The organism is Vibrio sinus (assembly GCF_023634645.1).
Lineage (GTDB): Bacteria > Pseudomonadota > Gammaproteobacteria > Enterobacterales > Vibrionaceae > Vibrio > Vibrio sinus.
In genome coordinates, this window is record NZ_JAMKMR010000001.1 from 1 (window position 1) to 25,457 (window position 25,457).

23 protein-coding genes are annotated in these 25,457 nt (G+C 40.8%); 12 read left to right on the top strand and 11 right to left on the bottom strand.

Features of this window, described 5'->3' with window-relative positions; translation table 11 throughout:
* Window positions 1-127: 127 nt before the first annotated feature.
* Window positions 128-1,030 carry a signal peptidase I gene (gene lepB, locus M9194_RS00005; protein ID WP_250610764.1) on the bottom strand — a complete coding sequence of 301 codons (903 nt, stop codon included), beginning with the start codon at window positions 1,028-1,030 and terminating at the stop codon, window positions 128-130.
* Between the two features lie 244 nt (window positions 1,031-1,274).
* Between lepB and M9194_RS00010 the strand changes: the two genes are divergently transcribed.
* Entirely contained in the window at window positions 1,275-1,481 is a 207-nt protein-coding gene (locus M9194_RS00010; protein WP_250610085.1) for a hypothetical protein, read from the top strand.
* On the opposite strand, the gene M9194_RS00015 is transcribed toward M9194_RS00010, so the two are convergent.
* On the bottom strand, window positions 1,473-2,591 hold the full coding sequence (locus M9194_RS00015; protein WP_250610087.1) for a tyrosine-type recombinase/integrase: 1,119 nt from the start codon (window positions 2,589-2,591) through the stop codon (window positions 1,473-1,475). The genes M9194_RS00010 and M9194_RS00015 overlap by 9 nt on opposite strands.
* An 852-nt stretch (window positions 2,592-3,443) precedes the next feature.
* Between M9194_RS00015 and M9194_RS00020 the strand changes: the two genes are divergently transcribed.
* On the top strand, window positions 3,444-4,244 hold the full coding sequence (locus M9194_RS00020) for an acetolactate decarboxylase (protein ID WP_250610090.1): 801 nt from the start codon (window positions 3,444-3,446) through the stop codon (window positions 4,242-4,244).
* Between the two features lie 58 nt (window positions 4,245-4,302).
* On the opposite strand, the gene M9194_RS00025 is transcribed toward M9194_RS00020, so the two are convergent.
* Entirely contained in the window at window positions 4,303-5,580 is a 1,278-nt protein-coding gene (locus tag M9194_RS00025) for an MFS transporter (protein WP_250610092.1), read from the bottom strand.
* 156 nt (window positions 5,581-5,736) lie between these two features.
* Window positions 5,737-6,438, bottom strand: a complete 702-nt coding sequence (locus tag M9194_RS00030) for a UTRA domain-containing protein (protein WP_250610094.1) — start codon at window positions 6,436-6,438, stop codon at window positions 5,737-5,739.
* Between the two features lie 226 nt (window positions 6,439-6,664).
* Here M9194_RS00030 and M9194_RS00035 point away from each other — a divergent pair, with 226 nt between their 5' ends.
* A complete protein-coding gene (locus tag M9194_RS00035; RefSeq protein WP_250610095.1) occupies window positions 6,665-6,877 on the top strand; it encodes a hypothetical protein in 213 nt (70 codons plus the stop codon).
* A gap of 113 nt (window positions 6,878-6,990) precedes the next feature.
* On the opposite strand, the gene M9194_RS00040 is transcribed toward M9194_RS00035, so the two are convergent.
* Window positions 6,991-8,229 carry an SGNH/GDSL hydrolase family protein gene (locus M9194_RS00040; protein ID WP_250610096.1) on the bottom strand — a complete coding sequence of 413 codons (1,239 nt, stop codon included), beginning with the start codon at window positions 8,227-8,229 and terminating at the stop codon, window positions 6,991-6,993.
* Window positions 8,230-8,560: 331 nt separating this feature from the next.
* On the opposite strand from M9194_RS00040, the gene M9194_RS00045 reads away from it, so the two are divergent.
* From M9194_RS00045 to M9194_RS00055, 3 genes are all read left to right on the top strand, one after another.
* Window positions 8,561-9,373, top strand: coding sequence for an SMP-30/gluconolactonase/LRE family protein (locus M9194_RS00045; RefSeq protein ID WP_250610097.1), 813 nt, complete (start codon window positions 8,561-8,563; stop codon window positions 9,371-9,373).
* Window positions 9,374-9,687: 314 nt separating this feature from the next.
* Window positions 9,688-11,562, top strand: a complete 1,875-nt coding sequence (locus M9194_RS00050) for a 2-oxoacid:acceptor oxidoreductase subunit alpha (RefSeq protein WP_250610098.1) — start codon at window positions 9,688-9,690, stop codon at window positions 11,560-11,562.
* Entirely contained in the window at window positions 11,537-12,517 is a 981-nt protein-coding gene (locus tag M9194_RS00055) for a 2-oxoacid:ferredoxin oxidoreductase subunit beta (protein ID WP_250610099.1), read from the top strand. Before M9194_RS00050 ends, M9194_RS00055 begins: the two co-directional genes overlap by 26 nt.
* A gap of 66 nt (window positions 12,518-12,583) precedes the next feature.
* Here the strand turns inward: M9194_RS00055 and M9194_RS00060 are convergent, their stop codons facing one another.
* A complete protein-coding gene (locus tag M9194_RS00060; RefSeq protein ID WP_250610101.1) occupies window positions 12,584-13,102 on the bottom strand; it encodes a cytochrome b in 519 nt (172 codons plus the stop codon).
* Between the two features lie 315 nt (window positions 13,103-13,417).
* Here M9194_RS00060 and M9194_RS00065 point away from each other — a divergent pair, with 315 nt between their 5' ends.
* The 6 genes from M9194_RS00065 (at window position 13,418) to M9194_RS00090 (ending at window position 20,703) form a co-directional block, all read left to right on the top strand.
* Window positions 13,418-14,227: a substrate-binding periplasmic protein gene (locus M9194_RS00065; protein WP_250610103.1), complete on the top strand. Its 810-nt coding sequence runs from the start codon at window positions 13,418-13,420 to the stop codon at window positions 14,225-14,227.
* A gap of 107 nt (window positions 14,228-14,334) precedes the next feature.
* Window positions 14,335-15,573 (top strand): paraquat-inducible protein A, encoded by a 1,239-nt coding sequence (locus M9194_RS00070; protein ID WP_250610105.1) that lies wholly within the window; start codon window positions 14,335-14,337, stop codon window positions 15,571-15,573.
* Window positions 15,574-15,577: 4 nt separating this feature from the next.
* Window positions 15,578-17,239 carry an intermembrane transport protein PqiB gene (pqiB, locus tag M9194_RS00075; protein ID WP_250610106.1) on the top strand — a complete coding sequence of 554 codons (1,662 nt, stop codon included), beginning with the start codon at window positions 15,578-15,580 and terminating at the stop codon, window positions 17,237-17,239.
* A gap of 9 nt (window positions 17,240-17,248) precedes the next feature.
* The gene (locus tag M9194_RS00080) at window positions 17,249-17,833 is read left to right on the top strand and encodes a PqiC family protein (RefSeq protein ID WP_250610107.1); all 585 of its coding nucleotides are present in this window, start codon (window positions 17,249-17,251) and stop codon (window positions 17,831-17,833) included.
* A gap of 152 nt (window positions 17,834-17,985) precedes the next feature.
* Window positions 17,986-19,254, top strand: a complete 1,269-nt coding sequence (locus M9194_RS00085) for an MFS transporter (RefSeq protein WP_250610108.1) — start codon at window positions 17,986-17,988, stop codon at window positions 19,252-19,254.
* A gap of 144 nt (window positions 19,255-19,398) precedes the next feature.
* On the top strand, window positions 19,399-20,703 hold the full coding sequence (locus tag M9194_RS00090; RefSeq protein WP_250610109.1) for a methyl-accepting chemotaxis protein: 1,305 nt from the start codon (window positions 19,399-19,401) through the stop codon (window positions 20,701-20,703).
* A gap of 119 nt (window positions 20,704-20,822) precedes the next feature.
* On the opposite strand, the gene M9194_RS00095 is transcribed toward M9194_RS00090, so the two are convergent.
* The 5 genes from M9194_RS00095 to vxrA form a co-directional block, all read right to left on the bottom strand.
* Window positions 20,823-20,963 (bottom strand): YoaH family protein, encoded by a 141-nt coding sequence (locus M9194_RS00095; RefSeq protein WP_250610110.1) that lies wholly within the window; start codon window positions 20,961-20,963, stop codon window positions 20,823-20,825.
* Between the two features lie 117 nt (window positions 20,964-21,080).
* Window positions 21,081-22,280, bottom strand: coding sequence for a conjugal transfer protein TraF (locus tag M9194_RS00100; RefSeq protein WP_250610111.1), 1,200 nt, complete (start codon window positions 22,278-22,280; stop codon window positions 21,081-21,083).
* A 58-nt stretch (window positions 22,281-22,338) separates the two neighbouring features.
* Entirely contained in the window at window positions 22,339-23,220 is an 882-nt protein-coding gene (locus M9194_RS00105; RefSeq protein ID WP_250610113.1) for a DUF2861 family protein, read from the bottom strand.
* The gene (vxrB, locus tag M9194_RS00110; protein ID WP_250610115.1) at window positions 23,220-23,879 is read right to left on the bottom strand and encodes a response regulator transcription factor VxrB; all 660 of its coding nucleotides are present in this window, start codon (window positions 23,877-23,879) and stop codon (window positions 23,220-23,222) included. Before vxrB ends, M9194_RS00105 begins: the two co-directional genes overlap by 1 nt.
* Complete coding sequence (gene vxrA / locus M9194_RS00115; RefSeq protein WP_431769381.1) at window positions 23,854-25,305, bottom strand: sensor histidine kinase VxrA; 1,452 nt, start codon at window positions 25,303-25,305, stop codon at window positions 23,854-23,856. Before vxrA ends, vxrB begins: the two co-directional genes overlap by 26 nt.
* Window positions 25,306-25,457: the final 152 nt, after the last annotated feature.

The following is a 25,457-nucleotide window of genomic DNA, read 5'->3' on the forward strand; positions in this document are numbered from 1 at the left end:
CTAACAGGGCACCTGTATAAAACTGGTAACTGTTAGATCAAGTCTGAACTTCTACATCTAATAAAAAATGAGCAGCCTATGATTGACTGCTCATTCTATCCCTTTACTAAGGCACTAAAAGTTTTACTTAAATCTCACCAAGGCGATTAAACCTGATACCTGTTGGTATCCAATGCGGTAGCCAAGAATCAGCCTTGTGTTTAAATGTGAAACTCATCCAAATAAATGTGGCCTTACCAACTAAGTTTCTTTCCGGTACAAACCCCCAATAACGACTGTCATCACTATTGTCCCTGTTGTCTCCCATCGCAAAGTAATCACCTTTTGGCACAACCCATTCACCAATCTGAGCACCATCTTGCTGGAAATAGCTGAGGTATTGCTCTGGAATTAGCGGGTCTCTTAAGATCATATGATTCACTTTTCCTAGGTGCTCTTTGTACTCATATAAAGGCGTATTCAGCTCGGTAAACTTCGTTGGTCCGACATACTGCTTAGGCACTTGATAGGCTTTCGGGCAAACGTCTTTACCGTGGCAAGCGGGTTTTATGTATAAGGTTTTATTTCGATAAATAATCGTATCGCCAGGCAGGCCGACTATCCTCTTAATTAGGTCAATCTTAGGATTTTGTGGGTCTACGAAAACCGCGATGTCACCACGTTTAGGCTCTCCAGTATGAACCAAAGTTTCATGGAAAATTGGGTCTCGTAATCCATAGGCATACTTTTCTACAATAATAAAGTCCCCGGGAAGAAGTGTTGGCTCCATCGAGCCACTAGGTATCTGAAAAGGTTCAATAATAAATGAGCGTAGTATGAAAACCACGAGTAAAACTGGAAATAGAGACCGTGATTGTGTTATCCATCCAGATGGTTCTTTTTCTGTTCTAACAGCTTCCGTATCCGTCTCCAAAGCCTCCCCTTGCGCTATGTTTTTGCGCTTACGCTCCCATACAAATTTATCTAAGCAAAAAATTATACCTGTAAACGCTGTTGCGATAGTTAGTATAAGTGAGAACAAATCAGCCATATTGGCAAATGAAAACATAGTGGCTACCTAACTAATTGTGTGTTGTATAAGGGTTTAAATAGAGTACACCGAAGAGTTTTGACAGTGTGACCTTGATCAAGTTCAGTATTATTTCTATATTTTTTTAATCTCCAGCAATCAAACACTTCATCGATTATCTGGAATTAAATCACATATTTTATGAGAAAATGCAAATTTATTACTATCCTTACATTAATAACGTCAATAAAAGAAGGCTAGTATAATGAAGACAAATCTAAATGAAGCACGCCTGCATACCTATGAAGCCATGAAGAACATCTTGGAAGACATTGACCTCCTTTCATCCGAATACCAACATGCGCTTGGAGATGACTCAGAAATGTCTTGTGAAGCGACAAGACTACTTAGAGATAGACTTAGAGCGCTTGCATCTAAAGCGCATGAATACTCAAGTAGTCGTCTAAGATAGCTGTAAAGACACCGTTGCAAGATCTTCAGTATCGATATTTCTAAGATACCTCATTGGCATTTGCACTGATGTCCAATCCCCTGATTGCATTAGTTGAGTGATGGAAAGGTTCTTGATCAAATAGCCATCTTGAACACCCCCTACCCGTCCAGAGTGCCCAGACCAAGGACGTTCACATAATGACGCAAATTTGTGACCATCTTGTAAAAGCAAGTTATATAACCTTTGAAAAGCTGAATCGACAGCCCTACCACTACAAGGAACCGTAGGGTTTAACGCTTTGCCCGATCTAGACATATGAGAAAATATGAAGTCATCTTCTGATAATTGTTGCGAAAATGGCTGATAAAATAGAAGAAATACTTCTGCAAATTGTTCTTGAATTAGCTTAGGCTTTACGGTTGATGAGGTTTTTGAACGAACTCGAGAAATGGTAACCTTACGATCTGAATGAACAGTAATATGCTTTTTTCTAATTCTCCCTAACTCACCTTCTCGTAACATTGTCGCATAAGCCACTGATACAAGCGCTAAATCACGACGCTGGCGAAGATTTGTTTTGTCTACAATGCCAACCAACCTGTCAAAGTCGTGTTTTCTAAATGCTGACGCCTGTTTAGGTTGAACCATATAGCCAGAAATATCCGCCTCATCATTGATCAATGATTTCAAAAAACCCCTAACTTCACGGCCATGGAGAGGAGTTGTGTCTTCAAATAAACCAAAGAAATAGCTAAGCTGCGCATAATATTGTTTAATTGTATTGACTGATTTTCCCTCCGACACTTTTTGCATTAAAAACGACATAAAAAACTCGGTGTTTACGGGTATAGAATAGACCCCATTTTCCGCACAGTAAGAATCCCAAGTACGTATACATGTCGCAAGCATCTTGAGTGAATTTGCAGAGATACCATTTCTTTCGCGATCAAACCTCTTCCACTTGTTAATTACTACGTGATACTCATGAAGTGAAGGGTCAATACTTTCTGTTATATCGGGCAACTTCACTTTGAATCGTTCTAGTGTTGCCTTTCGTCCTTTCCAATGCTCATCAAGTTTCCCAGATACAGAATCCTTCATATCAAACTGAGAACGTCTACTAGCCATAGTATTTCTCTTAATTATCATCAAATTATTGTTGTGTTACGGCGTCACACATAGCGCATTATTTGCTTAGATATTTACCGTAATATAATGATAATTATATTACGTCAGTGAGTTAAAGTTAACTATCTTTTTGATATATAAGAAGTAATTTCAAACTTAGAATATCATCATCTCCCGTAAGTCCTGCGCTACTAATCGTTGACTTACATACAACCAAAGCTAAGTTCTGGTTGCGCTATATCCGAGTACCTTCAAGATACAGAATTCAGGGCAAGTAGATCAGGTACTGCCTCACTTGGTATGTTTAACGTCGAATAAAATTCCGCTCATCCCTAACTTGCGTTGACGTCTTATCCATCTAGCAGTCTCAAAAAAGCTCACAACTAGGTGTGAGCGCGACCTTTTAACTGGGAAGACTTCTTTGGGAGTAGGTTTGATTCATAGTTATCTCCTACTCGTTATTTAAGTTTTGTTTATCTAATATTTAGTTATAGTGCGTTAAGTTGATTTTTTAATCTTCTCTACTTGAGTTGATAGAGTAACTTTATTATCAAGCTGAATCCCTGTCGGACAAGACAATATTTTTATCGCTTTAGGTACTGGATGAGTTGGCATCAAATCTAGATTGGAAATGTAGCATACAATAATTTTATAAAATCGCGTCATTGTGCTTATTTATACCTCGCTTTACTCTGCTAACTTTTGTAAAACGTCAAATAATTTGCCTCCCTTACTCAGGACGTAAATAGTTTATTTCAAAATCAATATATTATTTTTCACTTCATGCTATATGAATACAATTATTGTGAATGCTATTTTATAGTTCCTCTTTCCAACTCCTTAATAAATAAAATGAAAAAAACACTTACTGCACTTGCTTTAACAGCTGCTTTCGCAAGCCCTTTAACCTTTGCCCAAGGAACCGAGTATCAATATGGCACTGCCTCAGCGTTAGTTGATGGTCAAATGGGGGCTGTCACGACCGTAAAACAGGTTCAAGAAAACAACAACTTTGGCATTGGCGCTGGTGTTGGCTTAGGGGAAGTCATCATGGTGAATGGCCACGCCTACATCGCAGGACCAAAAGGAAAAGGCCGGGAGATGAGGTCAACAGATGGGCTATCCTATATGACTGCTACGAAATTTAAAAATAGTCAGACCTTTATTGTAAAGAATATTCCTAATATTTCGACTTTGGAAAGAGCAATCACCACGCTAGAAAAGAATACTCACCTTATGTATGCCATTAAAGTAACAGGTAATTTCAATAATGTCGAAGCCCGAAGTGAAAACTATCAAACACCTCCATATACACCAATCGTCACTTGGATGAAGAACAACCAAAACGTTTTCAATTTTAAGAATACACAAGGTACCCTGGTCATGTTCCAGTCACCTGAGTTTTTGAATGGTGTTGGTGTGCCTGGATTTCATACTCACTTCATTAGCAAAAACCACCAACAAGTTGGTCATGTTTTTGATGTGTACATCAAAAATGCAACCGTACAGCTTGAACCACTAAATAACCTGAAACTAAGCTTAAGGACTAAACTTGAGCCAGTGGCCACTACCACTAAGCATGAAAAAGAGAAGAAGTCGTTGGATACGCAATACATGTCTGGCTTTAAAGCGTTAGAGACGCACAACTCTTAATATAAACCTACGCATTCAAGCCAGTCAGGTACTGGCTTGAATGATTTACTACTTATACTTAAGCTCGCTCTGAGTTAAGCTCAACTTTTGTTCCCCTTAACAACATTAATCCTACAATTCCTAACACTGACGCGATGACTTGGTAATACGCCGGTCCCATCAGTGAGTGGCTCATACTAATCAAGCTGAAAGAGATAACTGGCGCAAGCCCGCCAATGGTAGCAAAAGCAATATTGTAAACTAACCCAATGCCCGAATACCTGACTTCTGTCGGGAATAGCACTGATAAAATGGAGGGTATAGACGACCAAACAAGTCCAATCATCACGGCGCTGATCGCCATCGGCACAAATAAATCCGGAGATTTGATTGAGTATAAATGATAAATATATATTGGGCTAATGATAGTCAGAACACAGGCAACGCCAAACCAGACTTTTAGTTTCTCTTGGTATTTATCGATCATATATCCTGATATTAGGATTAGAACACAGCCAGAAAACAATCCGATGGTTGTATTGTCTAAAACCTCACCTATTGGATAGTGCTGTAACTTGCCTAAAAATGTTGGCAACAGTAGGAAGAAGATCATAATAGCGCTCGCGCCTGTGCCAGTAATAAAAAAGCCCGCAATAACCTGTTTTGGATATTTAGCCAACAACGGTTTTAGCGGAATTTTTTTCTCAACTTGCCTCTTTTCGTAAAGCATTAGTTCAAATTGAGGTGACTCAACCAATTGTCTGCGAACCATAAAGCTAACCAGCCCGAAAACACCACCAATTATGAACGGAAACCTCCAAGCAAAATCGGTTATCTGCTGTGAGCTATAATAATGATGTAGCAATAAGCTCGAGCATAGCCCAAGTACAATTCCTCCTATTAAACAAAAAAACAGGAGTGAAGATACCATCCCTTTACTTTTTGGAGCAATTTCAGACAAATAAGTGATACCGCCAGGGATCTCTCCACCAACAGAGAAACCTTGCAATATACGTAGAACAATAAGTAGCAAAGGAGCCCAAATGCCTATCTGATCGTAGGTGGGCAGAAACCCGATAAGCAGAGTCGATAGAGCCATCATCATAACAGTCAGTGTGAAAGGTTTTTTTCTCCCCTTTTTGTCACCCTGGTGCCCAAAAAAGATACCGCCTAATGGACGCACAATATAGCCAATAGCAAACGTTGCCAAGGTTAATATCAATGAAAGCCTGGAATCATGCGATGGGAAAAAATTATGACTAAGATAATGGGCAAGAAGAGCGTATATAATAAAGTCATAAAACTCTAATACCCCACCCAAACTCGAAAAGAAAATAACTTTGTTTATTTTTTTCATTTTTATTCCTACTTAATAGCTAACTAATCATGAATCGCACGTAAGATTAACCTTCTAGATATCTAGAACCGGAAATAATCTTATAGAGAGGAGGAAAAATGTCTAGAAATTAGCGAGCAATTAAATGTAGAAGTTAGTTTTCTATTAATAAGGCATTTAGATTATATATGATTCGATTCTGATCGCATCATGCCGCCAATAGTCTATACTAAATTCAAATGCACAATTACCTTCCGAAAAGTTAGTTTTTTCAATGACAAGAGCTTGAGTTCCTTGCTTAGTGTGTAAAGGGTTAGCCATATCATGATCGATATTGCTCGCATAAATACTGTAATTTTGAGTTACGCCTTCTATATTATATTGCTCTTTATAAAGATCTATGAGTGAATGAGATAAATCACGCTTTAATAACCCAGGAAATAACTCTGAAGTAATATAATTAATGGCGTAAACAACAGGCCTGTTATCTATAGTGTGAACACGATGAATTGCTATTACTTTAGTAAATGCTTTTAAGCCTAGGGCACGACATGCTTTCGTGTTTGCTAACTCCAACTTTGCTTTTATCAGTAAAGTGGATAATGATCTATTTTGACTCTCAATTACTTTTTCATACCCAAGTCGACTATTTGGGTCGTATACCACAGGCAATGGAGAGATAAACCAACCTCTACGAACCTCTCTATACAAGCGGCCTTCAGCTTCTAAAGATGAGAGCGCTTCTCGTAATGTAACCCTAGTTGTTCCAAACGATTCGGCTAAAAGTCTCTCCGATGGGAGTCTTTGATGAGCTGAAAATTGTCCTTGATCAACTTGCTCTATGATCAACTCTTTAATTTCTTGATATTTCGCAGTCATCCGCTATCCCTAAAACATGCCTACTTTTCTAACAATCTGTTTAATATTAACACTATAACTCAAGATAAAGTTAGGGGTATATCTACCTAATGCCCGATTGAAACATAAAAAGTTTGTATAATTTCAATTCTTTTTTGATATGCATGGTATTTATATGAAACTTGTCTATATTGATAATATACAATTAATATCACCTATAGAGTGATGACGTCAGGAGGCGAAACTTATGGATGCTAACCAAACAAAATATGTAGCACTTAAGAAAAAACTAGAGACCCTGGTATCAGAGTTTGATCAGTTTCAGGACTGTAGCCAGTGTACAGAAGAAATGTTAGACGAATTTAGGCTTGATATTTATAAAGTTGAGCATGATATCACCAGCTACTTCTTAACTGAGCAACGCCACCTTCGTGTTTTAGAAGCGGGAACACAGCGCTAAACCTAACTCCACTTTGTCGATCTTTGCCAATATGCCATTTATATAAATAGCATATTGGCGTCATTAGACCATCAATTTGACAGGCATCGACATGCCTCTACCTGAAAAACAAATTACATATTCATTAATACATAATCTGCCAGCTTTTGATTGACGCTAGACACATAGTGCGCGTTGTTCCAACTATAGTAACTACTTGTATGATGTTTTCCGTAGTAACAATTACTATTCTGCGATGCAGCGCTTTCGTACACCCCCGATGATGAATTGATGCAAGTACTTCCTGATAGAACCGACTTAGCGTAGGTTTTTTGCCGGGCTAAGCTATTCAAATAAGCACCACTGTCAATCACTTTAACATTGGTTAAACCAGATAATTTCTGTTTTAGGTTGTCGTTAAACTGGCTAATGGTATAGGCTAGCACATCTGAAACTTTACCACCAATTATAGGTATTGATTGGTAGCTGTGTCCTGCATGCAAATAAGTAAAATTAGGTAATGTTAGAACATAGATATGGGCAGTAGGGTCTTGTACACGTATTCTAGCGACAGTTCTAAGTATATTGTCTGCGAGTAGAACCATTTCTCGATCGATCAGTTTATTAAACACTCCCCTAGGCTCTAATACTAAGCGAATTAGTTTTGACCTTAATAGATTACTTATATCATTGCCACCAATATAAATAAATATATTTGCGTCTCTTCTCTGACTTTGGTTAGTGTCTTCAAAATATAAGTCGACTTGCTTTGCTAAGTTAGGTATCTGTAGATCTGAGTATTTAAATCCGTTTTGTTTATCGTAATTGGAATTACTCTCAGTATTTTGAATATATTTTACACGATTGTCCAATATCGTAGACTCATTGCAATCTCCCGAAAAGATATCACCGTTATCGTGATAACACCCTGACTTTCCAGAAGCAATTGCACTTGCCCATGCGTAGTTGAGGCTTACCTTTCTTTTGCCCCCATTGGTAATGTAGTTGAACCAAGTCACTATACTTGGCTGCCCTTTATCCGATGCTAGATACATGGGCCAATTAATACTATATAGAGGCTTAGGCTCTCCATTTATTAATCCTTGGTGAGGTATTGATTTCTTTAAAAAATCTACACTAGGGTAGCCTGCCGTGCCATAAAGTTTTTCTGGTACCGGGTTAGTGACTGGCACATAGAGATTAAAGTTCTTGAGCTGGGGTAAAGTGACATTTTCAGGTTCTGGATAATTTCCAGTATCTGACAAACTGTCTCCAAAAAAAACCAATGTATTTGAGTAAGACATACTACTAAACAACGATGTGACCAAAGCGACAATAGTGCTACCTTGCTTTATTAATTGCTTTAAATTCATACCTAGCCATTCCAACAGATTAAATTATTATATGTAGAGTAAAACGGTAGTTACAATACCTGAAAACTTTCCTATCGACTACGATCAACAGTTATAAAAACGCTTCTCGATATACTAACCGTTCTATTTTTTATAAGTTATTGCTCAAATACACATCCATTCACTAAGTTAATATTATTAAATTAAATACATCACGTATAAATTAATAACCTTTTAAAATCCAACTTTCAAATATCCACTATAGCTACCATTTATTTACGTTAACTTTTTATTCATTCTAACAGAAAAGAAAATGACTCGTTTATAATGGGAGTTTAATTAGGAGTACAACATGACCATTGAACTTATCGCCGATCAGCTTTGCTACCCTGAATGCCCACGCTGGCATAATAATACGCTTTGGTTTTCTTCAGTGTTTCGCGGAGAGGTTTGTACGCTGGATGCTCCCCATCTCATCTCCGTCCAACAAAAGTTCAATTCACCTATTGCGGGGCTAGGATGGTTACCCGATAACAGCCTATTAGTTGTGGAGCCTTTCAAGCAAACATTAACTCAAGTTCATCAAGATGGTACACATACGACATATCAAGATCTATCAAACCAAGATCAAGTCATTTCCAATGACCTTTTTGTCCATCCTAATGGTTTAGCTTATGTCAGTGGGATGGGAAATAACTACCTCATAGATCATAGCCCTAAACCTTGTTCAATTTTGTCAGTAGATTGCAACAACGCTATCAATGAGGTTGCAAGTGACCTTTTATGTCCGAATGGATTTGCTTACGATCAGGCCAGGCAGCATTTGTACGTAGCCGAGTCTCATGCAAATAGAATCACGCGATTTAACTGCGCATTAAATGGCTCACTATCACATAGAGAAACGTATTATCAGTTTGAAAATGGCGACTCCCCAGATGGTATTGACCTAGATAGCGATGGAAACCTTTGGGTAGCTTGTAATAACCACAAAGTTGTTCTACTTCGTGATTGCCAAATCCAGCAAACCATCCAGTTCGATCAACACCCACTGGCTTGTTTATCACCAAATACCAACGATAAAGAAGTATACGTACTAACGACGGATAGTTTTGATCCTGAACAAGTTTGCAATTACCCAAACGGGAAAATATACCGTATTGCTTAAATGTCGGTAACCCAAGCATTTTTCCACAAAAACAACATGAGTTATCGTATTTCGTCTTATATCCTGATTTTGTTTAATGTCTTTTTAAAACGATCATATTCAGCTACTAAATGCAACCTATAGATTGAACAGTTATTTTACATTTTCTGTACATGACCTGATTCACACTTTGATTGTATAATGTGGTACTCAGGTGCCCGTCTTTACAGGTTAACCTCTGCCGAAACCCTAAGCTCAACGTTTCTGGTTTACAGCTCAAACATTAATTTCTTTTTATAAAGAGCAAGATAGTTTTAACTGAGGTAAGTTCATTCATGAACCATGGCAACAACCCATCCAAGCAATCTCTAGACTCTGAAGTCATACGCTTTGCTGGTGATTCAGGCGATGGAATACAATTTACTGGTGACAGATTTTCAAGTAGCGTTAGTTTATTTGGAAACTCACTCGCAACTTTACCTGATTACCCTGCTGAAATTCGAGCCCCTGCGGGCACCGTTTCGGGAGTGTCCTCATTCCAACTGCAATTCGCTGATCACGACATTTATACACCAGGTGACCGATGTGGTGTATTGATAGCCATGAACGCGGCCGCGCTCAAAAAAAACTTAGCTGATTTAAATTCCGGTGGTTTGCTTATTATTGACAAAGCAGGCTTTAGAGATTCATTAATAAAGCTCGCTGGTTTTAACGATAACCCGTTAAATGATGGTTCACTAAAAGACTACCGTGTCATCGCCGAAGATTTTACACAACTTACCTTAAACTCCCTTGAGGGCCTAGGGTTACCTGGCAAAATTGCTCGCCGATGTAAAAACTGTTTCATGCTAGGCATCGCACTATGGATCTTTAGCCAAACATTGGAAGAAGCTGAGGCTTGGATTGCAAAACGATTCGCTTCTAGCCCTGAAATTGTCAATGCGAATATCACTGCATTAAAGAGTGGTTTTAACTATGCCGATACTACGGAAATTTTCGGTGAAAGCTGGCAAATAGGTAAAGCCGATATTGAACCTGGCCGATATCGTTCGGTGTCAGGCAACGAAGCTTTATCACTCGGTTTTGTCACAGCGTCACTCGCTGCAGATAAATCATTATTCTTAGGCTCCTACCCCATTACCCCAGCGTCGGATATTTTGCATCAGTTAGCGAAATACCAACATTACGGTGTAACAACATTCCAAGCCGAAGATGAAATTGCCGCTGCTGGAGCCGCATTAGGCGCCTCTTATGCAGGTGCGTTAGGTATCACCACAACGTCAGGTCCGGGTTTGTGCTTAAAATCTGAAACCATCAACCTTGCGGTCATGACTGAATTACCCCTTGTCGTTGTCGACGTTCAACGGGGCGGACCTTCAACTGGTTTGCCAACCAAAACAGAACAGTCGGATCTTTTGTTTGCTCTGTATGGTCGAAATGGTGACTCTCCTCTTCCAGTTATTGCTGCATCATCACCTGGCGATTGCTACGCAATGGCTATTGAAGCTTGTCGCATTGCCACAACCTTTATGACGCCTGTTATTTTGTTAACGGATGGCTATATTGCAAACGGAACAGAGTCTTGGAAAGTGCCTTCTGAAGACGAGTTACCGAGCTGGGATAAACAAGAAGTGAGCATCGCAGGCTCGTATTACCCCTACTTACGTGACCATGACACCTTAGCTAGAGAATGGGTAGTACCTGGCACAGAAGGTAAAGAACATCGAATCGGCGGACTAGAAAAACAAAGTATTACTGGTGATGTATGCTATGAACCGAGCAATCACCAAAAGATGACCCACGAAAGAGCGACCAAGATCAGTAACATTTCTCGCTTCATTCCAAAGCAAACGCTACTAGGCTCCGAAACCGATGACATGCTGGTATTATCTTGGGGTGGCACACTTGGCTCTGTAAAAACCGCCATTAACGAGCTACGAGAAAGTGGCCATTCGGTTGCCCATAGCCATCTACAGTACTTGAACCCATTACCAAGTAACTTCACTGAACTACTTGGTAAATTTAACCGTATCCTCGTCGTTGAGTTAAATAATGGACAGCTCAAGCAGTATGTTCAATCACAAGTTTCTGTACCCGTTGAAGGCTTTGCAAAAACTGATGGTACTCCATTCAAAATTGAAGAGTTAACAACGGCAATTAAACAGAATTTGAAAGAGAAAGCAAATGAACCAACCCGTGTTGAATCGTAAAGATTTCGTATCTGATCAAGAAGTAAAATGGTGCCAAGGCTGTGGAGATTTTAATGTTCTAAAAACCATGCAGTCGGTGTTAGCCAAGACGGGAAAAACGAAACACAATACTGTTTTTGTATCAGGCATTGGATGCTCATCTCGTTTTCCTTACTACATGGATACCTATGGCTTCCATACCATACACGGAAGAGCACCGACCATTGCCACTGGCGTAAAAACGGTCAACCCAGAACTAGACGTGTGGGTGGTAACTGGTGATGGAGATGCACTGAGCATTGGTGGAAACCACTTTATCCATGCGATACGCCGCAACCAAGACATCAAAATTTTGTTATTTAACAACGAAATCTATGGGTTAACTAAAGGGCAATATTCGCCTACTAGCGCGCAAGGTTGCGTCAGTAAATCGACGCCCACTGGTAGTGTTGATTATCCGCTACGTCCTTTAACCGTCGCTGCAGCTGCAAACGCAAGCTTTATCGCTCGAACTTCGGATAATGATCCAAAACATATGACGGCGGTTTTTGAGGCAGCGGCTAGCCATAAAGGCTGCGCGGTGATTGAGATTTTACAAAACTGCGTCATTTTTAATGACAAGGTACACGACCCATACAATGGTCCAAAGCAACGCAAAGATAACTTGTTATATCTAGAAGACAAGCAACCTATGCTTTTCGGCAAAGATAAAGCTTTAAAACTGTCTGGCTTAACACCAACAGTTACAGATGGTAATGACGATGCTGTGCTCGTTCATGATACCAACACAAGCGACACGTCCCTTGCCTATATGTTAGCGAATTTGAGCTATCCAGATTACCCCGTTCCTGTGGGCATCTTCCATCAATCGCACCGTACAACTTACGATCAACTGATTCACAATCACCAGCCTAAAGCTAAGGTCACTAAGTCACAAGTGATGGAGCTGCTAGAAAAAAATAGCTACGTTCTATAACCCCACCTAAACAGAGAAGCCGCGATAATCGCGGCTTCTTTTTAATGCACTTCTATGAAATATCCACTAGGGCATCATTCGCTTTAACGTATCATCTTTTACGAAATGGTGATGATAAATTGCCGCCCCTGCGTGTAAAGCAATAAGATAGTAGCCTGCATCAGCTATCGTCTCATGGATGTCCTTGATGGTTTCATACATTGAATGGTTTGGGTTCACTACTACTGGCATTGCTACGCCAAAAAAGCTCCAGTGTTTCCCTCCGATATACAAAGTAATTACCCCCAAAATAGGCAAAGACAAAAAGCAAAGATAGATAATTTTGTGTGTAATCGAAGAAATTTTTTCTTGCCACTCTGGCGGAGCCGGTGTGATAGGTGGCTGGACAGTACGCTTATATAAATATACACGCACAAACATAACGAGAAAAACAAGCACGCCGGCATTGAAATGAATTAACTTAATAGTATCATGCCAAGGACTTGATTTTGGAGCAAAATTCAAATCCATTGCCCCATAAGTAATAACAATTAATAACAGAGTGAGCCAATGAAGCATAATCTGATGTTTAGGATATTTCTGCATAAAATGAATCCGTACCTAATGAAAAATAACAAGTAACACTTGAGCGCATTACGATAAAACATTGCGTGTGAACAAAAAATGAAATTGCCTACAAACGATTATATTTGAAAATCGTAGAAAAACTAACGCATCATATCCGCTCTGCTTGTTCCACACTTTCCTATTCTCTGTTCAAGTATAAGATTTATTCCTATGACGTCACATAATTCATCTATTATATTGAAAAACATTGCCACTTATAAAATTGTATATAGGGAAGTCGAGTGCGTGTAGATCGAGTAATCTTCATGAGCACAAATACATAAGGACATGTCTATGTGGAAAAAAGTTTTTGTCGCCATTTCTCTTGTAACAGCGTATCTAGTGGCATTACCTACATATGCCATTGATTTTACAACCTTTGAATTCCCACCTTTCACACAAAAATCTCCATCAGGGAAAGCAACCGGGCCATTTAAATCCATGGTATCTGACGTTTGCAAAGAAATGAAACAAGAGTGCGAATTTAGCATTTTTCCAACTCGCCGCGCTAAGCTAAAAATTTCCTACGGTCAAGCCAATGCCATATTCCCTTTCGGTTGGTATCGTGAAAGGGCCGAAGAATATTACTTCTCCGTTCCTTTTATGCAAACTCAATATGGTTTTTTCGTCCCAGAGTCAAACAAAAAGAAAATAGATGGATTACGGGATATTCAAGGCTTTAAAGTGGGTGTATTCGGACCTTCAAACACATCTGTGTCATTGACAGAAATACGTAACCTTATGATAGAGCTTGGTTTAAATCCCATTCGTATCGAAGTACGAACCGATGAAAGTGGTAATCTTATTCGAATGTTAGAAAGAAATAGGATCGACGCCTACTACAGCAACAAAGCCGTTGCAGAATACCGAGCTAAAGAGTTCAACGTAAAAGGTGTCCGGTACGCATGGACAGATAAAACGCTATTGTATTTTGTTGCCTTCCCTAAAAAAACAACGGACAAGTCACTTGTCAGAGAATTTAACCAAGTCGCTCTCAAGCTCTTTTCCAAACCTGGTTATTTGGCTGAGAAACTAGAGCCTTGGGGCATTTCACCCCCACCACTATCTGAAGAGGTCTTGGATAAATACGAAATTCTTAGATAGTCATATAAAAAGCTATCTTTACCTTTTAGAATGCGTTTACACTTAACTCGCTATAACTTAGTGATATTTAGTTTGGGAATGAATCGGTTAGAGAATTATTTTTGTCAATGAAACGGTCAACTTTCATAGAAAACGAAACAGCATGCGAGTCTTGCGATTGGGTTAACCCGATACCTCCTATGCAAGAAAATGAAAGATTACGTTGTTCTCGTTGTAAACACGTCATTCTCTCCATCCACGCAAACTCCGCCAAACAGCTTCTTGCCAACAGCTCAGCAGCGTTGATGCTTTTTTTCTTATCCCTGACCTACGAGTTTTTAGGCTTTACTTCCAATGGTATTAGTCAGCAGATCAGCTTACTTGATTGCATTAACGCTTTACTGATCGAGCACTTTACCGTTTTGGGAGCGGTTGTATCCATCACCTTGATAATACTACCTATCATATACTTAGTCAGTGTCTTGCTACTTAGTCTTGCGCTACTGACGAAAACAAAAAACGAAAGAGCGGCCAGGTGGTTATTACTCAGCATTCGCTCGATTGAACCATGGCTTATGGTCGATGTTTTCTTGCTAGGAGGTCTGGTTGCGCTAGTCAAACTGACAAGCTTAGCTCAAGTCAGCTTAGGGATTTCGTTTTGGGCCTTTACCGCCTATACCATTTTGCTTCTTCGTACAGTTTGTTATGTCGATAAAAGGTGGTTGTGGAACCAATTATTTGGTGCAAGTGCCGCTCTAGATCCTGTCTCTGGCTCGGCACGCTCTCAAGATTTAATCGGCTGCCAATTTTGTGGTGCATTGAATCATCAAACCGATCATATGTGTTCTCGTTGTCACCATGTCATTGCCAGCCGAAAAACATCAAGCCTACACCGAACACTCGCACTACTTATAAGCGCCAGTATTCTCTACGTGCCCGCAAATTTTTTCCCAATAATGAACACCACGTTTCTGGGCACCATAGAGCATTCAACCATAATTGGTGGCGTCATGCTGCTTTGGGCCCTCAAGTCTTACCCTGTAGCTTTAGTGATACTCATCGCGAGCGTACTTGTGCCCATTGCTAAGATCCTGTCTCTGTTTTGGCTGTGTTGGCAATACCATTTCAACACCGATTTGCCAGCCATTAAAAAACAGAAAATATATCACTTAACAGAGCTTGTTGGCCGCTGGTCCATGGTGGACATTTTTGTTGTCGCAATACTATCGGCCCTTGTTCAGTTGGGCTCTGTGATGAACATTGTGCCAGGGTTGGCAGCACTATCGTTTTGCGCTGTCGTTATCATCACTATGCTCGCCGCCATGAGTTTCGATTCACGCCTTATTTGGGATAAATCCGAGGAATAAACCATTGTCAGATCAACACCCTAACATCGAGTCAACACGACGTTTTAAATTCAATACTATTTGGATAGTACCCCTTGTTGCCTTTATTGTTTCTGGCTGGATGATATACGACAATTGGTCACAAAAAGGCCCGGAGATCACCATTACCGCACAAGATGCAGAAGGATTGGAAGTCGGGAAAACTAAAGTAAAATCACGCAATGTGGATATCGGTGAAGTGACCAATATTCAACTGAGCAATGACTTCAAATACGCCATAATTACGTTGCAAATGAACAAGGGCACTCAGGCTCTCCTTCGCTCCAACACCAAATTTTGGGTCGTCAAGCCACGAGTAGGCGCAGAAGGGATCAGTGGTTTGGGTACCTTGTTATCTGGTGCATATATCAATATGGAACCGGGCAATGAAGGTGCTAAAGCCACTAAATTTAAAATGCTGGCTAAGCCACCACTTTCTACCGTGAACGACAAAGGTATACGAATCCGCTTGTATTCGACACAAAATACCAAATTGGAAGTGGGGACACCCGTTCACTTTAGAGGATATGAAGTAGGCTATATCGAAGACGTCGGATTCGACATCAAACGTGGGGCAATCACCTACCGTCTATTTATCCATGCGCCCTACGACGCTTTAGTCAATAGCAATGTCCGATTTTGGATGACACCAGGCCTATCGATAAAAGGAACCGCAAAGGGGGTGGAGCTACGTGTTGACTCTCTACAAAGCCTGATCACTGGCGGAATCAGTTTTGGTGCCATTAATGAAGAAAAAGCTGCACATCCAGTCAAAGACTTAACACAATTTAGACTGTTTACTTCGAAACAAGAAGCGGAAGATAACCGATTCAACAAATTTATTTACTACGTTATGTTGTTCAATGGCAGCGTAGCGGGCATCGATAAGGATACACCGGTTGAATACAACGGCATTCAAATCGGCACTGTGATGCAAGTTCCATACAAGGGCGCATCCATTGAAACGCTAGAAAATCAAGCTAACCCAGCCATTCCAATATTAGTTCGCATTGCGCCTCAGCGTATGGAATATAATTTTAGTGATAGTAAGCTTACCCTCGATGACTGGCGGAAAAAATTTAGCGATGCCTTCAAGAAAGGGGCGCGGGCGACATTAAATACCAGTAACCTGCTAACAGGTGCCAAAATCGTCGATGTTCAATACATCAAAAATCCAAAACCACAAAAGGTGACCAAGTTTGGCAAGTACGCGGTATTCCCGACGACTTCCGACAGTTTCGCGACCATGCAAGATAAAGTAGAAACCATTTTATCCAAACTTGCTGCTCTACCGCTAAACCAAACAGTAGCAGAGTTAAACCAGACCCTTAAGGCCGCAACTGCGACACTACAACAACTGGATAAAGTATCAGCGAACACCAACAAATTACTCGCGAATAAAGAAACTCAACAGCTTCCTGAGAAGCTATCCCAATCTCTTAAATCATTGGACTCTACCCTTACCGACTATCAATCTGAAGGTGTGGTAGGACAGAAACTGCAACAAAGTTTAAGCTCGCTACAACGTACGCTTGATGAACTGCAACCACTACTTCAAGAGATTAGGCAAAAGCCCAATTCACTGATCTTTGGCAAATCTCAGAGATCTGACATCGAGCCTAAAGCAGCACAAGAAAATAAGAGGTAGGCACAGACTATGACACGTCAATTATGGATAATGATTATCGCTGTATTTCTCTCCTCCTGTGCGAGCACATCTGCCCCTGTGTCGCAGGAATATTTATTGCCAGACCACACTTCGGTTTCAGCCTACCAAGGCGCCAGTACAGACAAAGACCTAGCGATTCAAGTCAAGCCAATCAAAGTCGCAGATTACCTCAAGCGGCTGAACATCGTCATGGTAAACAATGATGGAAAAGTGTATCAGGCGGCAAACCACCTTTGGGCTGAGCCACTGGCTTCTCAACTTGAGAGTTTAACCATGGATAGACTAGAACAACGTGTTCCGAGTATTAGTTGGCTGCCATCATCTCAACCTCTCCTTAATGCCATGACGCTACAAATAGATGTATCAAATTTTTATGCCAATTTTCAGGGTGAAATCATCGTATCAGGCCGGTGGTATCTAGTGTCTGATAGCAACAAATTGATCAAAAGTGGTCAATTCAATAAAACAACTAAGTTAAAAAAGGACGGGTATACGGCTATGACAGACCAACTCTCTTTAACCTGGTTGTCGGAGGTGATTGACCCTATCGCTGTCAAGGTGTCACAAATGTAAACAGAATACCCAGTTTTACTCACTTGACGCATTATAAATTCCTGTGGAACAGTCTTGATTCATAAATATTACAAATAGCCATTAACGTGGAAGAGATAGATTTATTAAAATTTTTTCTCATTTAAGACTGTACCCCTACACAGGAGCTCAATATGACCGATCAGAGTAAGTACTACCGACTGGGCTGGTTTATCTGGTTCATCGTAGCTTTGTTTTATTTCTATGAATATATACTCCGCTCAGCACCTAGCATCATGCTAAGCCAACTCGAACACTTTCTAAACACCGACAATGCCGCAATGGCCGTCATTCTAGGTTCTTTTTATTACAGTTACGCGCCGTTGCAACTTGTCGCTGGCTCAATGATGGATAAATTTGGTGGCAAGAAGGTACTACCATTTGCTGCTTTACTCTGCGCCGTAGGCTCATTTTTGTTCATTGTCCAAAGTGACACTGTCATGTTAGTTGGCCGAATGCTAACCGGCGCAGGTGCCGCCTTTGCTTTTGTCGGCGTTACTTACGTTGCAACAAACTGGATCGATGAAAAACACCATGGCCTGATTTTTGGTCTAACCCAAGCAATGGGCATGCTAGGTGGTATTGTTGGTGAAGCCGTCCTAGTTCGAACCATTTCAAATACCAACTGGGCTGACTCTTGGGTTATACAAGCCGTCATGGGAATTATTCTCGCTGCGTTGCTGTTCACCATCATTCCATTGAGGCCGAAGAAGCTGTTAGAAAGCGTGCAAAACAACAGCCGTGTGCTAAGTAACTACCTACCCTTCTTAAAAAACTATCGCTGTTGGTTTATTGCTCTATCAGGTGGGTTTATTTTCATTCCTACCACTGTATTTGCCATGCTTTGGGGTGTGCCATTTATACAAACTACCTATCACCTTAGCCACACCAGTGCAGCAACAATCTGCTCTCTCGTGTTACTTGGTTGGGTATTTGGCAGTCCATTATCTGGTTTAATTACAGACAGACTCAAATCATACAAAGGTACCATTTTAACTGGCTATGTTTTGGTGCTCATTTTATTTTCAATCATCGTCTACGCGCCGTGGCTTCTGACTAACATTGTACTTTTGGGTGCAGCTATGTTCCTTTTGGGCTTATTCTCTGGAACACAAATACTGGTTTTCGCCGTCAACAAACTCTATACACCGGAATACACCAAAGGTACGACAATTGGCATGACTAACTTTTTGGTATTCATTACTACCGCTATTTTAATCCCTTTAAGCGGTCAGTTCATGCACCTATTTAAGCATCATCACATTCAAAACGTTACCACCCACGAGTATCAATTGAGCTTTATTTACACCATTGTATGTATCGTTATTGCCATTGCTCTTGCTGCGTTTGGATTAAAATCCGGAAAGATTAAGCAACAATCACTGGCTCTAACTACCAATTAATACTAAAAAACACAGCTAGGTGACTTAAGCTATCTGTTTTATGTCAGGCATTTATAGAGATTACACTGACATAATTATCACCTTTTTAAAGGATGTCTTATACTGAAGATACTTCTTGAACAATCTAAGGAAAGATGACGAGATATGTTTTTTAGCAAAGCCAGCAAAGTGGAAAAAGCAGATAGCTATCCCAATGACGTTTATTCCGCAATAAAAGATAATATTGCTTGGATTGAATTTTATCCGAATGGAGACTTTAAGGATGCCAGCCATTTGTTTTTGAGTGTTGTTGGTTATTCTAAGCAAGAAATGCAAGGCAAGCATCACAGGATATTCTGTGATGGTGCCTATGCAACGAGCAGCGAGTATGGCCAGTTCTGGAAAGAGCTTGGTAGAGGAGAAGTAAAGCAAGGCATGTTCGAACGCTTTACTAAATCTGGTGACAAAATCGTGCTCGAAGCTACCTACTTTCCAATAAAAGACTCGGATGGTAAAGTGATTAGCGTGGCGAAAATCGCTTCCGATATCACTGACCTTCACGAGAAGGATGTGAGCAAGCAGGCCGTACTAGACGCTCTTGATACCTCTCTTGCTGTCATCGAATTTGATCCAGACGGGAATGTACTGACCGCAAACGCAAACTTTCTGTCAGCTCTGGGGTATTCCCTAAAAGATGTTAAGGGCTCTCATCACCGTATGTTTTGTTTTGATGAGTTTTACAAAGAAAACCCTAACTTTTGGGCTGAATTAGCCAGAGGTGAATTTAAATCTGGCCAGTTTTTACGCCGCACTTGCCACGGAGATCGCATCTGGATTGAGGCAACTTATAACCCAATCAGTGATGCGAATGGCAAGGTTTACAAAGTCATTAAGTTTGCCTCCGACATTACGGCTCAAGTTGAGAAAAACATTGCGATATCGAAAGCGTCTGAAGTTGCCTACAGCACATCAGTAGAAACGGCGCAGATCGCGAAAGAAGGAACAAGCGGCCTAACAGAAAGTGTTGAGATAGCCGCTTCCATAACAGAAAAACTGTCTGAAACCAGTCAAGCGATGTTAACACTCAATGAGCGTTCGCAAAGTATTGAAGAGATTGTTGCTACCATCAAAAGTATTGCCGACCAAACCAACCTTCTTGCATTGAATGCTGCGATAGAGGCTGCTCGGGCTGGCGAACAAGGTCGAGGTTTTGCGGTGGTTGCCGATGAAGTTCGACAACTTGCGTCCCGGACCACAGAGGCAACCTCTGAAATTGCCGAGGTCGTCAATGAAACCAGAGCTTCAACACAAGATATGACTCAAATGATGGAAGAAGTATCAGACATAGCCACAAGAGGTCGCGATAAAGTGACCGAAGTGTCAGCAGTTATGGATGAGATATATAAAGGTGCGGAAAACGTATCGGAAACCGTGAGAGATTTGTCTGACAACCAATCTCATATGGATTAAAGCTCAATTTTGATCTTGTGAGTTATTGCTATTGTTTTTGTCCCAATACAATAACTCACAATGCTTCTGCAAGTCCGAGCGATATCGGGACCGAGTTACAGCAAGATAGCAAGACAGCGTTACTCTGTTCGCTCTTCTCTAATTTTCTGTGCAATGATTTTAATGGCCTCTGCAGTACTGATGCCCTGAGCCATTAATTCTTGAATTTTTTCTACCGCTTTTTGCTGTTCTTCGTGAGTTAAACTTAAATCTTCAAACATATTCACCTCAATAACCTAGAGGCGAACTATAGCCCAAATCGTTAATCTCGAAAAGGTCTATTACCAAGTTAGCTAAAGATGCTGGAATCAGACTAAGCCGATAATTTGGGTATAGCCCTAATAGGTGGCAAGGAAATTAACGAATGCTCCCATCGCGTTTTCGTTGGTATACGTCACGCCTAGGTCAAATTCAACAATGTTAAGAAAATCGATACCAAGACCCGCTGTATAAGTATCATCTGCATTACTATAAGCTAAGTTTTTGTTGTAACCAGCACGAAGCTTCAATTGGCGCATTATGTCTAACTCGCCACCGACACGTAACATTTGAGTATTGTCAGAAAAGTTTGTAAATCGCTCTTGCTCGTTTAAGTCATAATCAACACTAATGGACGCAAAATCACCTACAAGCCCCAAACCAACCGTATAAAGTGGCCTCATTTCATAGCTATAACTGAGATTTAATGTGCGGCTTTGTGTACCGTCTATGCTACTCGTCAACGTTTGGGTGATTGTTTCAGTAGCAATATCTCTCGACACTAAATTCATTGCCGCGACCCCAAAGCGCAGCGGACCACGGAACCACAGCATACCAGCATCCATATTGAACATGGTATCGCCATTGCTGTTTTTGGCGACGTCTTTGATGTCATAACTTTCAATATTCGCTGAGTAAACGTAGGTATAGATGCGTTGAATTTTCGGTGTCACACCAAATGATAAATGTTGCCCCAAGAAAGTTTGATATTTTGCCAGCGATATCCCAACCTCTGTAACTGCAACGGACACCGCATTCACAGCACTGAGTTCCGCATTCACAGCCGTATTTGTATCTGAATTCCCCGTATTAGCACCGTTATAGATATCTGCTTCAGCAAATGTTTCTGCGTAGGCGTTGCCAAACACATTGAGCGCGATATATTGGTTAGGAATGGCAAAAGCGACCACTCCACCTAACTCTGCTTTCGCGTTGTCACCAGTGAGAGCATTAAGAGTAGTCTGAAGCTGGCTAATGTTGGAGTAATCCCCACCTTTCGCTTCTTTAATTAAGTCAGCAGCTGTTTTGAGCTCATCGACCATATTGAATTCGTCGTTATAGATAAGCCCTGCACTAGGCAGTATCATTCCGGCGTCGTCGTTTCGACGGTAGATGGCGGTTATTGCGGGGTTATAGAATGGAGCCGTGAGAAAGTTAGCAGAAACAACACCAACGCCCCCCATTGAATCGCCGCGAGCTTCAATCGCATCGCCAGCAGAATATGCCGAACAGGCATATACACCTGCGGACAACGTACATATTTTGATGAATTTTTTCATAGCGATATAAACTTTATTCCCTTAATGTTTATATCGTTCTATTTAATATTAACTTTAATTATTCATCTAGAGAAACATCATATGTTTTGCTAATTGTTTGCGTTTGTTCAACAATTATTGATCCCTGCCACCTCTGATGAGTCATTGAAACAGCTAGTACGTATCGGCCTGGAGGCAAGCTTTTATCCGGTAACGACTTAGGGTAATCCGAGTCATAGCTCTCATTCCAGAGCTGCTCATATTTGCCGTCTTTGTAACTAAAGACAGAAACATCTAGCTTAGGTAACGGGCAAAATCGATTCAACAAAGCATTTTTTTCGATCACCCAATGATCTTTGGAGACCCAACGAACCGTTTGCTTCGCCTTAGGTTTACCAAAAATAAGCCAAGAGCTCCAAGAATCTTGGTTTTCTGCTGTGATATCAATCCGATATAGACCTTCTGGAACCCAGTTATTTAGGTTGTATCGCATCGTATACACATAATCGACACTATCACCGTCCTTTACTTGGCTACTGGTCATTGCATCATCAGCCGATATGGTTTTACTCACCCACTTTTTAAGGGACACTTTGTCTAAACGCTTAGTTGAGGTCACTTCCACAACCGCGCGGTAAGCGTCCCTTCCAGGACTTTGCACATCAGCGCGTTCAACCACCACAGACTTAATCCACTGGGGAAATGAACTTGTCATCAGGCCTTTACCACAATCCAGCTCTAAAGATTGCATGAACAAGGCGTTTAGATGTGTGCCCAGTGTTTTACTTTCATCCATTTGCCACAGCTCAACCAAAGACGTAAACATCGCTGGCAAATTGTTATTGAGCAAATGCTGATGCGCTTGGGTGAGTGGTGTATTTTGTTCAAACCACTCGACACTATTTGCGTAGCTTGGCGCACTAAGTAGTGCACCAAGTAAGAGAATGAGCGTTGGTCGCATTATGCTTTCATCTTGTACCCGACGCCACGCAAGGTTTCGATCTCTAAACCAGGTAGTTTTTGGCGCAGTTGAAGCACGTGGGTATCAACCGTACGTGTTGTTGGGAAATGGTTGTAGCCCCAAACATGATCCAATAACTCGTCACGCGTGAATACACGTCCAAGGTTGCTGGCTAAAAACAGTAACAAATCAAATTCTGTACGAGTCAAAGTAATAGATTCGTCGTTATAAAATACTTCACGCGTCGCTTTATCAATGAGCAAGTTATCGGTTTTTACTTTAGTGTCGTCTTGAATATCACTTTCTGGTAAACGTAGCTGCGCTCTTACGCGGGCAAACAATTCTGCTTCTGCAAAGGGTTTGGTTAGGTAGTCATTCGCTCCAGCATCTAACCCGGTCACTTTGTCTTTTACTGTTACTAACGCTGTTAGCAAAATGACAGGTACATTTTTAATCTTTTTCCAATCTGGTAGATGCTGAACTGAATCACCATCTGGTAGCTGGCGATCAAGTATCACAAGATCGGCTTTGTCCCAATATTGTTGAACATCGGCGATTGTCTCTGAGTGGAAACATTCATATCCCGCTTGTTCTAAGCTTACTAAAAGCCCATCTGCCAAGTTTTTATCATCTTCAACAAGTAGCAACGTCTGTTTCACAGGGTATCTCCAATATAAATGTTGTTGGTGGTCCAGCGAGAGTCATTTTTCCTCCCATTCGGCCGACCATCGATTCTACTATTGTCAAGCCTAAACCAAGTCCACTCTTACTGACAAATGGCTTACGTAATTCGTGCCAGTCTTTTTGAGTCAGTTGTCCTTGGTCTATGACTTTTATTACTATCATGTTTTGGCTAGTGGCAACTTGTAAGCACACAGGCGATACACCATATTTTAAAGCATTGTTAATTAAATTATCGATACAAGTGCCCAACCAATAAACATTTAATTTCGCGGCGATATCCTTATCTATCTTAAACTGAACCTCCTGATTCAATTCTTCTACTTTAAATTGTAACCACTCTTTTACAGAGGGTACCCATTCTGTCGACAGGGGTTTGTTATCGGACTGTAAATAATCTTTACTTGCCTCTGCCAATTGGCGTAATCGCCTCGAATCTTCACACAATCTACGGAATTCATCGTATACGGTTTCAGGCAAGCGTTCAAATTCCCGCCGAAACCCTTCTACGGTTAACGATAAACTCGCAATGGGTGTACGCAGTTCATGGGTTAATATTTGCAAAACCAACATTCGACTTTGCATTTCCTGTCGCTTGGTATTCCAACGATATAATGCCCAACCCAGCACAAGTAAAATATTTGCAACCGCTAATACGACCATACTTGTGCGTAAAAGTGCCGAATGATCTTTCACATTCCAACAAATATTTCCTCTTTGCACGAAACAAGCGTTCGATTGACTATATAATTTATAACTCAGCCCAGACTTATCAACGTTGGTTTTCCAGATGTTTTCTGGATAGAGGTGATAGCTATCATTTTGCCTTAACCAAAGATAGTTATTTCCGATAAACATGCTCGCCCCAGAAATCAAGGCATCAATCGCATCTGGCGGCATACGCTGTAGCCTACCTAGCAATGTATTCGCTGGCGCTCTTGGTCGCTCTTTAATGTGCATATATTGTTCAAGTTCCTTCTCTTCTGAAGGATGCACCAAGGAATAACGATAGGCGTATGTGCCGCCTCCAGGATGGATGAGCCCACTTCTCGCAAACCAACCTAAACGCAGTGGTCTACCATTGCACATGGCTTTAGTAAAGACTAACGGCTCGGTGATGAGAGGGCTTAACGGCAACTTACCGGTGCAGCTTTTGGCTAACTGATAAAGCTTTTGTATGTCACGAATAGGATAGGATGACGTTTGAGGCAGCATGGAGCTCGGTTCCAGAAGCTTAGTGGGGTAATCGGTTTGAATTGCCCTGATATCATAAGACACCGTTGCTTTAGCCGGATTAAAGAGATCAACAAAGTTGTCGATCCGCTCCGGAAGTGATTCCGCCCTGACCTGCAAAGAAGAAACTGCCAAAGTGACAAACAAAAAGTGAAATATGGTCTTAATCACTGAAAAATCTACAAGTCAAAGTCATAGTGTATGGTTCGAGTCCCTATCATTTTCTTCGAGCCTTAAAATCCGACGTATTATTCAATAAACACTGACAACAAATGTGATGTTACGGTAAATATTAGCGTAGGTAATAATGGCTCAACAACCTT

What these genes read in the sequence shown, in the direction of transcription:
- M9194_RS00050 (WP_250610098.1), top strand. Translation starts at nt 9,688, where the DNA reads ATGAACCATGGCAACAACCCATCCAAGCAATCTCTAGACTCTGAAGTC.
- M9194_RS00030 (WP_250610094.1), bottom strand. Translation starts at nt 6,438, where the DNA reads ATGACTGCGAAATATCAAGAAATTAAAGAGTTGATCATAGAGCAAGTT.
- M9194_RS00010 (WP_250610085.1), top strand. Translation starts at nt 1,275, where the DNA reads ATGAAGACAAATCTAAATGAAGCACGCCTGCATACCTATGAAGCCATG.
- M9194_RS00015 (WP_250610087.1), bottom strand. Translation starts at nt 2,591, where the DNA reads ATGGCTAGTAGACGTTCTCAGTTTGATATGAAGGATTCTGTATCTGGG.
- M9194_RS00060 (WP_250610101.1), bottom strand. Translation starts at nt 13,102, where the DNA reads ATGCAGAAATATCCTAAACATCAGATTATGCTTCATTGGCTCACTCTG.
- M9194_RS00100 (WP_250610111.1), bottom strand. Translation starts at nt 22,280, where the DNA reads ATGAAAAAATTCATCAAAATATGTACGTTGTCCGCAGGTGTATATGCC.
- M9194_RS00040 (WP_250610096.1), bottom strand. Translation starts at nt 8,229, where the DNA reads ATGAATTTAAAGCAATTAATAAAGCAAGGTAGCACTATTGTCGCTTTG.
- M9194_RS00085 (WP_250610108.1), top strand. Translation starts at nt 17,986, where the DNA reads ATGACCGATCAGAGTAAGTACTACCGACTGGGCTGGTTTATCTGGTTC.
- M9194_RS00090 (WP_250610109.1), top strand. Translation starts at nt 19,399, where the DNA reads ATGTTTTTTAGCAAAGCCAGCAAAGTGGAAAAAGCAGATAGCTATCCC.
- M9194_RS00045 (WP_250610097.1), top strand. Translation starts at nt 8,561, where the DNA reads ATGACCATTGAACTTATCGCCGATCAGCTTTGCTACCCTGAATGCCCA.
- M9194_RS00095 (WP_250610110.1), bottom strand. Translation starts at nt 20,963, where the DNA reads ATGTTTGAAGATTTAAGTTTAACTCACGAAGAACAGCAAAAAGCGGTA.
- M9194_RS00035 (WP_250610095.1), top strand. Translation starts at nt 6,665, where the DNA reads ATGGATGCTAACCAAACAAAATATGTAGCACTTAAGAAAAAACTAGAG.
- M9194_RS00080 (WP_250610107.1), top strand. Translation starts at nt 17,249, where the DNA reads ATGACACGTCAATTATGGATAATGATTATCGCTGTATTTCTCTCCTCC.
- M9194_RS00020 (WP_250610090.1), top strand. Translation starts at nt 3,444, where the DNA reads ATGAAAAAAACACTTACTGCACTTGCTTTAACAGCTGCTTTCGCAAGC.
- M9194_RS00105 (WP_250610113.1), bottom strand. Translation starts at nt 23,220, where the DNA reads ATGCGACCAACGCTCATTCTCTTACTTGGTGCACTACTTAGTGCGCCA.
- M9194_RS00065 (WP_250610103.1), top strand. Translation starts at nt 13,418, where the DNA reads ATGTGGAAAAAAGTTTTTGTCGCCATTTCTCTTGTAACAGCGTATCTA.
- M9194_RS00055 (WP_250610099.1), top strand. Translation starts at nt 11,537, where the DNA reads ATGAACCAACCCGTGTTGAATCGTAAAGATTTCGTATCTGATCAAGAA.
- M9194_RS00070 (WP_250610105.1), top strand. Translation starts at nt 14,335, where the DNA reads ATGAAACGGTCAACTTTCATAGAAAACGAAACAGCATGCGAGTCTTGC.
- lepB (WP_250610764.1), bottom strand. Translation starts at nt 1,030, where the DNA reads ATGGCTGATTTGTTCTCACTTATACTAACTATCGCAACAGCGTTTACA.
- M9194_RS00025 (WP_250610092.1), bottom strand. Translation starts at nt 5,580, where the DNA reads ATGAAAAAAATAAACAAAGTTATTTTCTTTTCGAGTTTGGGTGGGGTA.